Origin of the sequence: Mesorhizobium sp. LNHC209A00, assembly GCF_000502915.1 — a bacterium.
Taxonomy (GTDB): Bacteria; Pseudomonadota; Alphaproteobacteria; order Rhizobiales; family Rhizobiaceae; genus Mesorhizobium.
In genome coordinates this window covers 18,598-32,843 of sequence record NZ_AYWT01000009.1, presented here as the reverse complement: position 1 = coordinate 32,843, position 14,246 = coordinate 18,598, and the positions used below count along the sequence as shown (strand labels likewise).

The window sequence follows — 14,246 nt, the reverse complement described above, 5'->3', positions numbered from 1 at the left end:
GACTTCTTAGAAGTCCATNCCGCCACTCAAGCCCGCTTGCGGGCTTGAGCAACTTGGATTCATGGGCGTGCTTTATGGACTTCTTAGAAGTCCATGCCGCCCATGCCGCCCATGCCGCCGCCGCCCATGCCGCCAGGCATGCCGCCGGCGCCAGAGTCCTTCTTCGGAGCTTCGGCGATCATGGCTTCGGTGGTGACGAGCAGGCCGGCGACCGAGGCCGCGTCCTGGAGGGCCGTGCGCACGACCTTGACCGGATCGACGATACCCATGACGATCATGTCGCCATATTCGCCGGTCTGGGCGTTGTAGCCGAAGGTCGCGCCCTTGTTCTCAAGGATCTTGCCGGCAACGATCGAGGCTTCCGCACCAGCGTTGGCCGCGATCTGGCGGGCCGGAGCCTGCAGCGCACGACGCACGATGTTGATGCCGGCGGCCTGGTCGGCGTTGACGCCGGTCACCTTGATGTTGGCCGAAGCGCGCAGCAGGGCAACGCCACCGCCAGCAACGATGCCTTCTTCCACGGCCGCGCGGGTCGCGTTGAGGGCGTCATCGACGCGGTCCTTCTTTTCCTTGACTTCGACTTCCGTCGCNTTCCACGGCCGCGCGGGTCGCGTTGAGGGCGTCATCGACGCGGTCCTTCTTTTCCTTGACTTCGACTTCCGTCGCACCGCCGACGCGGATCACCGCAACGCCGCCGGCGAGCTTCGCCAGACGTTCCTGCAGCTTCTCCTTGTCGTAGTCCGAGGTGGTCTCCTCGATCTGCTGCTTGATCTGGGCGACGCGGCCCTGGATCTCGGCTTTCTTGCCGGCGCCGTCGACGATGGTGGTGTTCTCCTTGGAGATCGACACCTTCTTGGCGCGGCCGAGCATGTTGAGGCCGACNTTCTTGCCGGCGCCGTCGACGATGGTGGTGTTCTCCTTGGAGATCGACACCTTCTTGGCGCGGCCGAGCATGTTGAGGCCGACATTCTCGAGCTTGATGCCGAGGTCTTCCGAAATGACCTGGCCACCGGTCAGGATGGCGATGTCTTCCAGCATGGCCTTGCGGCGATCACCGAAGCCCGGCGCCTTGACGGCGGCGATCTTCAGGCCACCACGCAGCTTGTTGACGACCAGCGTGGCGAGCGCCTCGCCTTCGACGTCTTCCGAGATGATGAGCAGCGGCTTCGAGGTCTGCACGACGGCTTCGAGGACCGGCAGCATCGCCTGCAGGTTGGAGAGCTTCTTCTCGTGCAGGAGGATGTAGACGTCCTCCAGTTCGGCAACCATCTTGTCGGCGTTGGTGACGAAGTAGGGCGAGAGATAGCCGCGGTCGAACTGCATGCCTTCGACGACCTCGAGTTCGGTCTCGGCGGTCTTGGCTTCCTCAACCGTGATGACGCCTTCGTTGCCGACCTTCTGCATCGCTTCGGCGATCATCTTCCCGACCGACTCGTCGCCATTGCCGGCGATCGTGCCGACCTGGGCGACTTCCTCGGAGGTCTTGATCTTCTTGGCAGCCTTGCCGAGCGCCGCGACGACTTCGGTCACGGCCAGATCGATGCCGCGCTTCAAGTCCATCGGATTCATGCCGGCGGCAACGGCCTTGTTGCCTTCCTGGACGATCGACTGCGCCAGAACGGTCGCGGTTGTGGTGCCGTCGCCGGCGATGTCGTTGGTCTTCGAAGCAACTTCGCGGATCATCTGCGCGCCCATGTTTTCGAACTTGTCGGAAAGTTCGATTTCCTTGGCGACGGTGACCCCGTCCTTGGTGATGCGCGGGGCGCCGAACGACTTGTCGATGACGACGTTGCGGCCCTTGGGACCGAGGGTCACCTTCACCGCGTCGGCGAGGATGTTGATGCCGTGAAGCATGCGCTCGCGGGCATCGCGGGAGAATTTTACGTCTTTGGCAGCCATTTTTTTACTCCTGGGCATTTCGCCCGAAATTCAGATTTGATGGTGCGAAGGAAAGGCGGCAGCGTGTCAGCCGATGATGCCCATAATGTCGGATTCCTTCATGATCAGAAGGTCTTCGCCATTGAGCTTGACTTCGGTACCCGACCACTTGCCGAACAGGATGCGGTCGCCGGCCTTGACGTCCAGCGGGACCAGCTTGCCAGCTTCGTCACNCTACACGACGCTCTTCCGATCTCGGTACCCGACCACTTGCCGAACAGGATGCGGTCGCCGGCCTTGACGTCCAGCGGGACCAGCTTGCCAGCTTCGTCACGAGCGCCGGAGCCGACGGCGATAATCTCGCCTTCCTGCGGCTTTTCCTTCGCCGTATCCGGGATGATGATCCCGCCGGCGGTCTTGGATTCGGATTCGACCCGGCGAACGACCACGCGGTCATGCAGCGGCCGGAAATTCGACTTTGCCATTTTTGGATTTCCTTGGTGCGGATGTTGAACGGTTCTCCGTTGCCGGAGCGTGCTTAGCACTCAGCCGAAGCGAGTGCTAACGCGGCAATGAGATAAGCCGCAGGCTCCTGCTAGTCAAGACGGAAGAGCAAAAGAGCAAAGAGAAAAGAGCAGACACCAAGAGAAGAGAGCAAAGAGCGTGTAAGCATCGAGCCTTTTATGTGAACAATGTCGGGGATCGGACATATATGGGGCGGCTCACCCCTAGTAATTGAGCTTTATTCAGATGGCACGATTGGTGCAACGGGTGATGCATTTGAACTCATCCAGAGGCTCGCACGCGCCGTGCTGCGTCAGCTCGGTCATGTCGAGCTTCAGAAGGCCATTTTGGCATTGGTTCTGTTGCCCTATCGCCATTCATGACCAGTCCTGCGCGCGTGAGCCGGCCGGCTAGATTCCAACCACGAGAGCGCCGCCGCTGAGACCCGCACCCGCCGCCGCCAGAAGGATTTTCTCTCCAGGCTGGAATGGGTCCGCCTGGTTGGCGAGCGAGAGCGACAGCGGGATCGTCGCGGCCGAAGAGTTGCCGTATTCGGCAATCGTCTTGACAATTGCCTGGTCCGCGATGCCGAGGTTCCTTCCGACCGCATCGAAAATCCGAGTATTGGCCTGATGCGGCACGAACCGGCCGAGATCGTGTGGCCGCACTCCGGCAGCGGCTAGCGCGCTTATCGAGCAATCGGTCATCATCTCGACGGCCTTTGCGAACACTTCGCGGCCGTCCGTCATCCTCATTCGGGTTTGCGCGAGATCGAGGTCACCGTGGAACGGCTTGTTGCTTCCTCCTGCGGGAATATGGATCAGCCCGTATCGCGAGCCGTCGGAAGCCACCGAGGCACCGAGATTGCCCCGATCAGCATCGTCGCACTGACCGATCACCAGGGCGCCGGCGGCATCGGCAAACAGGACCGAGCTTGCGCGCTCGGCTGGATTGATGCGGCGGCTGAGGATGTTGGCGGCGATGACAAGGCTCGCTTTGCCGTGCAGGCGGGTAAATCCGTCCGCAAACATCAGCGCATAGATGAAGCCGGCGCAGGCGCCGGTCAGATCCACCGCGCCTGCGCGGCCAAGGCCAAGCTTGTGTGCGACCAGCGGCGCGCTCGGCGGCAGAAGATGGTCGGGCGTCGAGGTGGCAAGCAACAGCAGACCGATGTCGTGGCGCGCAACACCGGCGTTCGCCAGCGCCATGTCGCCAGCCTGGGTGGCAAGACCAGACAGCGTGTCTTCGTCGGTTGCCCAGAAGCGCGACCGTATCCCGGTACGCCTTTCGATCCAGCCTGGATCAAGACCGAGATTGCTCTCGATTTCGGCATTCGCCACCTTGCGCCCAGGCGCATGATGGCCAAACCCGAGAATGCGCGACGACTTGCTCATGGCCTGGACCCGAAGCGTTCGCCGGCCTCCTCAATGGCGTCATAGAGTCGCTCGAGCTCGTCGCCGGTGATGCAATAGGGTGGCAGAAGGTAGAGGACATTGCCGAGCGGGCGCACAAGGAGTCCTCGCTCGAGGAAGAAAGCGCGCAGTTTCGGTCCGATCTCGGCGAGATAACCTGCGGAACCGGTTCGCAGGTCGAGCGCCGCGATCGTGCCGGTCGCCCGGCAGTCGGTGAAGAAGCTGTTGTCGCGAAAGCGTCGAAGCCCGGTGGCCTGCATTGCGCTCAAGGCCGCAATGCGCTCGGCCACCGGCTCGTCCCGCCAGATCTCGACATTGGCAAGTGCTGCCGCGCAGGCAATCGGGTTGGCAGTGTAGGAGCTCGAATGGAAAAACGTCTTCTTCCGGTCCTCGGAATAATGAGCCTGGAAGATGGCATCGGTGGCAAGCGTTACGGCCAGCGGGATGGCGCCGCCGGTCAGGCCTTTCGAGGTGCACAGGATATCTGGAGAGATCGATGCCTGCTCGCAGGCGAACATGGTTCCGGTCCGCCCCCAGCCGGTCATCACTTCGTCGGCGATCAGCAGCGTGCCGGAGGCCTCAGTGATCTTCTTCAATTGGGCCAGAACTGAAGCCGGATACATCAGCATGCCGCCGGCGCCCAGCACCAGCGGCTCGACGATTAAGGCTGCGGCTCGTCGATCGCGGGTCACAGCCTCTAAACGATCCAGCGTCTCCTGCTCGCGCCCCGCTGCCGGAAAGGGGATGTTGTCGACCTCGAACAGCAAGGGTTCGTAGGCGGCGTTGAACACGCCACGCGCACCGACGCTCATCGTGCCGATCGTGTCGCCATGATAGCTGTGATCCATGACGACGATGCGCGAGCGTGGGGGGCCGATGTTGCGGAAATAACTGAGTGCCATCTTCAGCGCTACTTCGACCGAGGTCGAGCCACTGTCGGAATAGAACACCCAGTCGAGTCCAGCGGGAGCGAGGCCGACAAGCGCCTTGGCCAAGCGCTCTGCCGGCTCGTGCGTGAAGCCCGCAAAGATAATCTGGTCGAGGCTCGACGCGGTTGCCTCGATTGCCTTCATGATGCGGGGATGGCGGTGGCCATGTGTGACGACCCACCAGGAGGAGATGGCGTCCAGGATGCGGGCGCCGTCGGCCCTGCGGAGATAGGCGCCTTCAGTCCGGACGATTTCTGGGATCGCAGGCTCGAGCGCGTGCTGGGTGAAGGGATGCCAGACATGGGACTGCGACATCAGTCACCTCCAGTAATCGAGGCGAAGGCGAAGCCGGCAATCATTGCGTCCCTCAGTGTTTTGCCCGTCAGCACATCGAGGTGCGGCAGCCTGCCGAGCTGCGGCGCACCGCTGAATTCCACGATGGTCCGTTGCGTATCGGCCATCTCATCGCCGATGAAAGCGATGCCGGCCAACGGGATGGAGCGGGCGCGGAGCGCCTCGACCGAGAGTAAGGTGTGGTTGATGGTGCCGAGCGTGGTGCGGGCGCACAGAATAACGGGCAGCCGCCATTCAGCGAAGATGTCGATGAACCTTGTGCGCCGGTTGAGCGGCACCATCAGGCCGCCGGAGCCTTCGATGACGAGCGGCGTCGGTAGGACGGGAAAGTTAAGATCGTCAGCCTTGATCGCGACGCTGTCGATCTCGGCCGAACGATGCGGCGACAGCGGGCTCCGCAAGCGGTAGGCTTCCGGCAGCACGCGCTCTGAGGGCAAGCCGGCAAGCCGTGCGACCACCTCGCTGTCGGTCTCGCCGTCGAGGCCCGATTGCACCGGTTTCCAGTAAAAGCCGTCGAGCAGGCCGGCGAGCCCAGCCGCAAACACGGTCTTGCCAACTCCCGTGTCGGTTCCGGTGATGACGATGCGCTGGGTCATATCGCCTCCGGCAATCTTTGGGCCAACACCTCGACCAGCGCCTCGACCATGGCGGAAATGTCGGCTTCGCCGACATTGAGCGTCAGTGAGATGCGCAGCCGCGACGTGCGCACGGTCGGAGGACGAATACCGCGTATGTCGAAGCCGCGGGCCTGCAGGCGCGCCGCCACTGCCATGGTGCGCCTGACATCGCCGATTACGAGGGGCTGGATCTGCGAGCCGCTGGGTATCACGCCGCAGCGCTCGGCCAGCTGGCGGCCGGCGAGGGCAACGCGTTCATGCAGCTGAACACGCCGCATAGGCTCGTCGGCGAGCATTGCGAGTGCTTCGCGCACTGCCACTGCCATCAGCGGCGATGGCGCGGTGGCGTAGATGAATGGCCGGCAACGGTTGATCAGATACTCGCACAGTGTCCTCGGCCCGGTCACGAGCCCACCAGATGCGCCGAGCGCCTTGCCGCAGGTGTGGAGCGCGACGATGTTGTCGCGGCCCTCGAAAGCGGCGGCAAGCCCCCGGCCGTCCGGTCCCCAGACGCCGGTCGAATGCGCCTCGTCAATGACGATGAATGCGCCGTGCCGATCGGCAAGCGCGACCAGGCTCTCCAAAGGCGCGCAGTCGCCATCCATGCTGTAAAGGCTTTCCACCGCGATCCAGACGCATCCCATGCCGCCTGCGGCGCGCCAACGTGTGATCGCATCCTCAACAGCGGTGGCATCGTTGTGCGCGGCCAGCACGAACTGTGCGCGCCCGGCCTGCGCACCCTCATGCATGCTGGCATGGGCGAGCTCATCGAGAACCAAAAGATCGCCCTTCTGCGGCAGGGCACTCAGCAGAGCGAAGTTGGCGATGTAGCCGCTGCCGAAGAACAGCGCGCGGTCGGCTCCAAAGAATGCCGCCGCGTCTGCCTCGAGCTGCTCGTGTTCCGGTGCATTGCCGCGCAACAGCCGCGACCCGGTGGCGCCAACCGGCGTGCCCCGCGCAATCGCCGCCACAACAGCATCGCCAAGTCTCCTGGACGATGCCAGCCCGAGATAGTCGTTCGACGAGAAGTCCAGCCCGGCGCGGGGCGAAAGCGTCCGCAGCCGGTCCTTGCGCGCCAGCCTCTTCAAGGTCGCATCATAACTGGCAAGCGGCGCCCCGTTCATTGCGCTTCGAGTTCCATCGGCTCGATGCCAAGGCGCCGGAACAGCAGGGTATCCTTGTCCTCACCGGGATTGTCCGCCGTCAGCAGCGTGTCGCCGACGAAAATCGAGTTGGCGCCGGCAAAAAAGCACAGCGCCTGCATCTCGTCGGTCATGGCCATACGGCCGGCGGAGAGACGGATATGCGATTTCGGCATCATGATGCGCGCCAGCGCGATCGCGCGCACGAATTCGATCGGCTCAATGGGCTTGGCATCGGCAAGCGGGGTGCCGGCGATCGGAATCAGCATGTTGATCGGAACGCTTTGCGGATGTTCCGGCAGATTGGCCAGCGTCACCAGCATGTCGATCCGGTCCACCGGCTCCTCGCCCATGCCGATAATGCCGCCGCAGCAGACCTTGATGCCAGATTGGCGAACGTGCTCGAGTGTCTCGAGCCGCTCGGCGAAACTCCGCGTGCTGATGACCTCGCTGTAATAGCGTTCCGACGTATCGATGTTGTGGTTGTAATAGTCGAGACCCGCCTGCTTCAGACGAGCGGCTTGCTCAAGATCGAGCATGCCCAGCGTCATGCAGGTCTCCATGCCCAGCGCCTTGACGCCCTCGACCATCGCCACCATCGCATCCATGTCGCGCGCTTTGGGGTTCCGCCAGGCGGCTCCCATGCAATAACGCGTGGCGCCGGCGTCACGCGCTTTCTTCGCCTCGGCGACGACGCGCCTGACCTCCATCAGCTTCGACGCCTTCAGGCCGGTCTCGTGATGCGCCGACTGGCTGCAATAGCCGCAATCCTCCGGGCATCCGCCCGTCTTGATGCTGAGCAGCCGGCTGAGCTGGACCTTGTTTGGATCGAAATTCTGGCGGTGCACGGTCTGCGCCAGGAGGAGGAGATTGTTGAAGGGGGCATGGTAAAGTGCCTGAGCCTTTTCCAGGGTCCACGCTCCAGCGTCAGGGGATTGAGCCTGTGGCGATGTCTGCGTTGAACTTGCCGTTTGCATGTCCATGCTGTTCCTCCGGTCTGTCTTGCGGGGTCTTTGCCATCTGACTGTCGACGATCGGAGAGGATAGTTGACCAAATCCTGTTCGTTACTCAGGCAATCATGAGCCCGATGGTCGAGGCCGATATCCAGGACCGGCGCGCTGTGGATGAGTCGGCCGATCGAAATCAGATCAACGCCGGTCGCGGCAACCGCTCGCGCTGTATGGGACGTGATCCCGCCAGAAGCCTCGGTGATAGCGCGGCCACCGACGATTGCGACGGCGCGGCGAAGATCGGGGAGGGACATGTTGTCGAGCAGAACCGCATCGGGAGCGAAGCCAAGTACCTCCTCCAACTGGGCCAGAGTATCGACCTCGACTTCGATCTTGACGAGATGACCGGCCGCTCTTCGTGCTCGCTCGAGCGCTGGGCGGACGCCGCCGGCGAGGGCGATGTGGTTGTCCTTGATCAAAATTGCATCGTCCAGGCCGAAGCGGTGATTGGACCCGCCACCTGCGCGCACGGCATATTTTTCGACTGCCCGCAATCCAGGCGTCGTCTTGCGTGTGCAGACGATCTTCGCGCCATATCCACGAACCGCAGCGACGATCGATGCCGTTGCTGTGGCGATGCCGCTCAGATGGCACAAAAAATTGAGTGCCGTCCTTTCGGCTGTGAGAATGGCCCGGGCCGGGCCAACCACTGATGCAATGATCTCTCCATCCACGACATTGCAGCCGTCTGCCCGCTCCACCGAGATTTCGACATCAGGATCAATCAAGTGGAAAGCGAGCATCGCCAGATCGAGGCCGGCGACAACTCCGGACTGTCGCGCCACCAACACGGTTCCCGCTTGGTATTCCTTCGGGACGATGGCATCCGTGGTCAAGTCGCCGGCTCTGCCAAGGTCTTCAAGAAGCGATGCCCGTACAAGCGGCTCAAGCATGACCGTGGGAAGCGGTGAGAGCCTCATCACTTTGCCCCTTCCAAGTTTGGCGAGTGTCCGAGTTCGCGCGCAGCGGCCAAGGCGGCTTCGAGCGTGATTTCGGACCGTCGGGCGGCAGTCGCATGATGAGGAAAATCTGTCCGGTGATGAGCGCCGCGGCTTTCTTCGCGCAACAAGGCGGCAACCGCGATCATTAGCCCGACAGCCGCCGGATCCGAGACCGCATCCTTGCTTTCGGCGAGCGGCAATAAGGCACGCGCGGCTGCTTTCAACCCTTCACCGTCCCGGACGATGCCGAGTGCGCGCGACAGGAAAACACGCACGGGTATCGGAGCGGGCGGTGGGTAAACGTTCGCAAACGCAGGTCTTGTTCTGCGAGCAGGCGTTCCGGCGACACTTTCAGCGACCCAGCGGGCGCACACGATTGCCTCGGTCAAGGAATTGCTGGCGAGCCTGTTGGCGCCATGCAGTCCTGTCGAAGCGACTTCGCCGCAGGCCCACAGCCCCTCGACGGAGGTCCTGCCAAAGCTGTCCACGGCAACGCCACCCATGTGGTAGTGTTGGGCCGGACGAATGGGGATGAGATCGCGCGCGGGATTGATGCCCGCTCCACGACAGGCTGATGCGATTGTCGGGAAATGCCGAGCGAATGCCGGGCCAGGCCGTTGTCGGGCGTCGAGAAAAACACGGTGGCCGTTCGCAAGATGGTTCCAAACGGCGCGGGCCAAGACATCGCGAGGCGCAAGTTCCGCCCCTGGCACGCTTTGAAGAAAAGCCTGGCCGGTTTCATCGATCAGGGCAGCACCTTCGCCTCGGACAGCCTCGCTGACCAGCGCCATAGGGCGTTCTGGGCCGTCAAGCGCGGTCGGGTGGAACTGGATGAATTCGAGGTCGGCTAGGACAGCTCCAGCGCGGGCCGCAAGTGCAAGGCCTTGTCCGCAACTGCCCCAAGGGTTCGTGGTGTCGAGAAACAGTCCCCCGATGCCACCGGTGGCGAGGACGACCCGCCGTGAGCCGAAGAAGAAAGGTCCGATCGAACAGCTCGCCCAGACGCCCCGGATCGCATTCTCTCGCACGGCCAGCCGGCGCGCTTCCACGCCCTCCACGACAACTATCGACGGAGTGGAACGCACAGCCGCGATCAGGGCACGCATGATCTCACGCCCGGTGCCGTCCCCATGCGCATGAACGATGCGACGTCGGCTGTGTGCGGCCTCCAATCCGAGGCACAGTGATCCTTTCGGCGTGCGGTCAAAGGGAACCCCAAAGCCCGCAAGCCCCTCTATCGCCTTGGGCGCGGCTTGGAGGATGCGGCTCGCCACGTCTCTGTCGCAGAGACCATCCCCGGCGGCAAGCGTATCGGCCAGGTGCATTGCCGGATCGTCGTCTTCGCCGAAACTTGCAGCCAGACCCCCCTGTGCCCAGGTGCTCGAATTGTCAGCTCCCAGCAGCGACCTTGACAGAAGAAGCACCGGCTCCGGCGACAGTTGAAGCGCGGTCATCAGTCCGGCGATGCCGCCGCCGATGATGATCGGCCGCCCGAAGAAGCTGCGGAGGTCGGCGCTCAAACTGCCAGCATCCGTTCGACCGCAAGCCGCGCGCGCCCGGCGATCCCGGGTTCGATGGTTACGACATGTTGGTTCTGCTCGAGCGCCGTGCGGATGTTGGCAAGCGTGATCCGCTTCATGTGCGGGCACAAATTGCAGGGCCGGATGAACTCGACCTCTGGGTGCGCTAACGCGACGTTGTCGCTCATCGAGCATTCCGTCATCAGCACGACACGTGGCGGCCTTTGCCTTTCGACATAGTCGGACATGGCAGCCGTCGAGCCGGAAAAATCTGCTTCAGCCACGACGTCGGGCGGGCATTCGGGATGGGCGAGCACGACCACGCCGGCATGGCTTTCGCGCAACTCGCGGATGTCGGCCGGTGTAAAGCGCTCATGCACCTCGCAATGCCCTTTCCAGGCGATGATCTGCACATCGGTCTGGGCGGCGATATTCTGGGCCAGATATTCGTCCGGCAGCATGATCACCCGGAGAACCCCAAGGGATTCGACGACGGCCTTGGCGTTGCCGGATGTACAGCAGATATCCGACTCGGCTTTCACTTCGGCCGACGTGTTTACATAAGTGATGATCGGAACGCCGGGATAACGCTGGCGCATCAAGCGCACGTCTTCTGCCGTGATTGATTCCGCCAACGAGCAACCGGCGCTGAGATCCGGAATGAGTACGGTCTTGTCCGGATTAAGGAGCTTGGCCGTTTCGGCCATGAAATGGACGCCGGCCAGCACGATGACTTGCGCCTCGATCGTCGCAGCCGTGCGGGCTAATGCCAAGCTGTCGCCGACGATGTCGGCCACGCAATGGAAGATCTCGGGCGTCTGATAGTTGTGCGCCAGGATGATGGCGTTGCGCTCGCGCTTCAGTGCAAGGATCGCCTCGATATCCTCCGCGAAAGCCGGCCATTCGATCGGCGGGATCACTCGTCGGACGTGCTCGTAGAGCAACGCGGCCGTAGGCAGCATGGCGCTCATCGACCCCCTCCCGCTTATACTCTAATTGAAAATAACCAGCATATACTTGCTGTGAGTATAAGGGATGTCAACCCCGCGCCAGCGGCAATTTTGTCCCGGCGATGAGCCTATCGTCGAGAACGGCGTGGCGGAAACGGAAAAGCTTCGCTGGCCGGCCGCCGGTCTCAGTGGTGGTCTCTCCGGTCTCCTCGACCAGCTCCTGCTGTTCGATCAGTCGGCGAAAGTTCGGCTTGTGGATGAGCCTGCCGGCGAGCGCCTCCACGGTTCGCTGCAGCTGCAAAAGCGTGAAGACCGGCGGCATCAGCTCAAAGACGACCGGCCGGTATTTAATCTTGGAGCGCAGCCGCGCAATGCCGGTCGCCACGATGCGGCGATGATCGGCGACCATGGACTTGCTGGGCACCAGCGGAGGGGGCGCCGCGTCCCGCCCTCTTACGGCCTCTTGGACCAGGCCCGCTTCGTAGACTAACTCATAGCGTTGAAGCGTGAGTTCCTCGTTCCAAAGGCGGTCGTCGAAGCCGAAGGCTATCGTCGCCCGGTGCCAGCGTTCACGTCGCGTGGCCGCATCGCGGACGCCGTTTGCCCATTCAATCAGGCGTGGTCGCAGAACGTCCAGCACGATCGGAGGCGTGCCGGAGCGGTGGTCCTCCCATGGAAAATATTCATACCAACTCTGCCATCCGCACTTGGGCGAGCCCGCTGCCTGTTCCTTGCGGGTCAATGCAAGATAGCTGATGGAGATGACGCGCTGCTGGCGCTCGGCGCCGATGCGATCCCGATCAGCGAACGTGTAAAGTTGCTCAATGTACCCCAGCCGATGGCCGGTCTGCTGCTCGACCCACCCCCTCAAGCCGGATTGCAGCGATCGGTGCTCAAGCGCAAAGGGTCCAGAGGGCAAGGTGTCTGACTGGCCGATGGTCAGGACACAGGGTTCACTGTCGTTTACGGCGACGACAAGGGCGATCAGGTCCACTTTGACGTCGTCGGCCTTGACGGCGGCTCTGTCTTTCCTGAGTCGTATTGCCTGATCGTCCATGTTCGCGAATTACTTGGCCAGCTCGGGGGACCTTAATCGATTTAGTCTAAGCGCGCCTGTCGGCACGTCAACACCCCATAGCTGCCCGGGCATTTTTAGCTCTTCGCACCTGCACAAAAATGTGCCAAAGGCGACACCCGCGGTTGGTAACGTAGGGGAAGGAGGATCCATTGAGCGCGTTTGGTGACACCAAGGCGATCACACCGCCGGATATTCGTTCGCGCAAAGGTGGGACGCCGCTCGTCTGCCTTACCGCCTACACAACCCCAGTCGCCCGGCTTGTCGATCCCCATTGTGATGTGGTGCTCGTCGGCGACAGCGTCGGCATGGTTCTCCACGGCCTGCCCTCGACGCTCGGTGTCACGCTGGAGATGATGATCACGCACGGCCAGGCGGTGCGCCGTGGCATCAAGCAGGCGCTGATGGTGGTCGACCTGCCGTTCGGTTCCTACGAGGAAAGCCCAGAGCAGGCTTTCCGAAATGCTGCGCGCGTCATTTCGGATACCGGCTGCACGGCCGTCAAGCTCGAAGGCGGCGAAACGATGGCAGAGACGATCGGCTTCCTCGCCGCACGCGGCGTGCCCGTCATGGCTCATGTCGGCTTGACGCCGCAGGCCATCAACGCCATCGGTGGCTACCGCGTGCAGGGCAGGGGCGGGGATGCCGAGCGCATCAGGCGCGACGCAATTGCGGTGAGCGAAGCGGGCGCCTTTGCGGTCGTCCTGGAAAAGGTTCCTGAAGCGCTCGCCCGCCGGATCACCGGGGAGGTGGCGGCCCCGACCATTGGCATCGGTGCCTCGGCAGCCTGTGACGGCCAGATTCTCGTCGTCGACGACATGCTGGGCCTCTTCGGCGACTTCCGACCCAAATTCGTCAAGCGCTATGCTGAACTGGGGGAGGCGGCTGCGGCTGCGATCGCTTCCTATGCGCACGAGGTGAAGGAGCGCCAGTTTCCGGCCGCCAAGCACGTGTTTGCCGATGCGCCCAAGCCCGCCGACACGGACGCCACCAAGAGCGGAGAAGCAGCGTGAGCGTGCCGATCGTCAGGAGCGTTGACCAGCTTCGCGAAATCGTCGCCGCATGGCGCCGCGAGGGCGTGAGGATTGCCGTGGTGCCAACGATGGGCGTCCTGCATGAGGGCCATCTCAGCCTGGTGCGCGCTGCACTCGAGAAGGCAGACCGTGTGATCGTGACGCTCTTCGTCAACCCGAAGCAATTCAATAGCCAGGCCGATCTTGCCGCGTATCCGCGCACCGAGGACGAGGATGCCGCCAAGCTGGCACCGGTTGGCGCGCACCTGCTTTATGCGCCAGATGCAGAGGAGATGTATCCGGCGGGCTTCGCCACCACCGTTTCGGTGTCCGGTGTCAGCGAGGGCCTGTGCGGTGCCTTCCGGCCGGGACATTTCGATGGCGTGGCGACCGTCGTCGCCAAGCTCTTCCTGCAGACTAGCGCTGACTTCGGCTTCTTTGGCGAAAAGGACTTTCAGCAAATTCACCTGGTCAGGCGCATGGCCCGGGATCTGGATATTCCAATCACCATTGTTGCCTGTCCGACAGTCCGTGAAGCCGACGGTCTTGCGCTATCATCGCGCAATGTGCGGCTCTCGCCAGCGCAACGCGCTGTTGCTCCCAAGCTATCATCGGTCCTGCTCAAGACGGCTGAGCGGCTTGGGCGCGGCTCACCCGTCCTGCCAACGCTTGCAGAATCTCGCGCAGCAATTCTGGCTGCAGGCTATCGCGAGGTCGAATACCTGGAACTTCGCGAAGAGGCAGATCTGCACCCGATGACAAGCCTTGATCGACCGGCACGGTTGCTTGCCGCGGCCTGGCTCGGCGGCACACGTCTCATAGATAACGTCAGACTATTTCGGATTGGTTCAACAGATTAGCCACGTTCTCGGCACGCGCTGTATCCGTCCGGGATGATCT

At 62.7% G+C, this 14,246-nt stretch carries 10 protein-coding genes and 4 pseudogenes; 2 read left to right on the top strand and 12 right to left on the bottom strand.

Annotated elements, in window-relative coordinates:
- Positions 1 to 83: 83 nt before the first annotated feature.
- The 12 genes and pseudogenes from X739_RS01000000166370 to X739_RS145405 form a co-directional block, all read right to left on the bottom strand.
- Positions 84 to 1,899 (bottom strand): annotated as a pseudogene (locus X739_RS01000000166370) (chaperonin GroEL).
- A 66-nt stretch (positions 1,900 to 1,965) separates the two neighbouring features.
- Positions 1,966 to 2,109: pseudogene (locus tag X739_RS1000000171215) on the bottom strand (co-chaperone GroES); the annotation flags it as partial.
- A 20-nt stretch (positions 2,110 to 2,129) separates the two neighbouring features.
- Positions 2,130 to 2,363 (bottom strand): annotated as a pseudogene (locus X739_RS1000000171210) (co-chaperone GroES); the annotation flags it as partial.
- A 429-nt stretch (positions 2,364 to 2,792) separates the two neighbouring features.
- A complete protein-coding gene (locus tag X739_RS145370) occupies positions 2,793 to 3,776 on the bottom strand; it encodes a beta-ketoacyl-ACP synthase III (RefSeq protein ID WP_023795260.1) in 984 nt (327 codons plus the stop codon).
- Positions 3,773 to 5,038 (bottom strand): adenosylmethionine--8-amino-7-oxononanoate transaminase, encoded by a 1,266-nt coding sequence (locus X739_RS145375; protein WP_023795259.1) that lies wholly within the window; start codon positions 5,036 to 5,038, stop codon positions 3,773 to 3,775. The genes X739_RS145370 and X739_RS145375 overlap by 4 nt, the downstream gene beginning before the upstream one ends.
- Positions 5,038 to 5,673, bottom strand: coding sequence for a dethiobiotin synthase (gene bioD / locus X739_RS145380; RefSeq protein WP_023762822.1), 636 nt, complete (start codon positions 5,671 to 5,673; stop codon positions 5,038 to 5,040). The genes X739_RS145375 and bioD overlap by 1 nt, the downstream gene beginning before the upstream one ends.
- Positions 5,670 to 6,818, bottom strand: a complete 1,149-nt coding sequence (locus tag X739_RS145385) for an 8-amino-7-oxononanoate synthase (protein WP_023795258.1) — start codon at positions 6,816 to 6,818, stop codon at positions 5,670 to 5,672. The genes bioD and X739_RS145385 overlap by 4 nt, the downstream gene beginning before the upstream one ends.
- Entirely contained in the window at positions 6,815 to 7,813 is a 999-nt protein-coding gene (gene bioB / locus X739_RS145390; RefSeq protein WP_051410609.1) for a biotin synthase BioB, read from the bottom strand. The genes X739_RS145385 and bioB overlap by 4 nt, the downstream gene beginning before the upstream one ends.
- A 174-nt stretch (positions 7,814 to 7,987) precedes the next feature.
- A pseudogene (gene nadC, locus X739_RS1000000168270) lies at positions 7,988 to 8,740 on the bottom strand (carboxylating nicotinate-nucleotide diphosphorylase); the annotation flags it as partial.
- Positions 8,741 to 8,766: 26 nt separating this feature from the next.
- Positions 8,767 to 10,308, bottom strand: coding sequence for an L-aspartate oxidase (locus X739_RS145395; protein WP_023795257.1), 1,542 nt, complete (start codon positions 10,306 to 10,308; stop codon positions 8,767 to 8,769).
- Positions 10,305 to 11,279, bottom strand: coding sequence for a quinolinate synthase NadA (gene nadA / locus X739_RS145400; RefSeq protein ID WP_023776413.1), 975 nt, complete (start codon positions 11,277 to 11,279; stop codon positions 10,305 to 10,307). The genes X739_RS145395 and nadA overlap by 4 nt, the downstream gene beginning before the upstream one ends.
- Before the next feature lie 67 nt (positions 11,280 to 11,346).
- The gene (locus tag X739_RS145405) at positions 11,347 to 12,315 is read right to left on the bottom strand and encodes a membrane protein (protein ID WP_023795256.1); all 969 of its coding nucleotides are present in this window, start codon (positions 12,313 to 12,315) and stop codon (positions 11,347 to 11,349) included.
- Between the two features lie 170 nt (positions 12,316 to 12,485).
- Here X739_RS145405 and panB point away from each other — a divergent pair, with 170 nt between their 5' ends.
- Both panB and panC read left to right on the top strand, forming a co-directional pair.
- On the top strand, positions 12,486 to 13,346 hold the full coding sequence (gene panB / locus X739_RS145410) for a 3-methyl-2-oxobutanoate hydroxymethyltransferase (protein WP_023795255.1): 861 nt from the start codon (positions 12,486 to 12,488) through the stop codon (positions 13,344 to 13,346).
- Positions 13,343 to 14,206 (top strand): pantoate--beta-alanine ligase, encoded by an 864-nt coding sequence (gene panC / locus X739_RS145415; RefSeq protein WP_023795254.1) that lies wholly within the window; start codon positions 13,343 to 13,345, stop codon positions 14,204 to 14,206. Before panB ends, panC begins: the two co-directional genes overlap by 4 nt.
- Positions 14,207 to 14,246 lie beyond the last annotated feature (40 nt).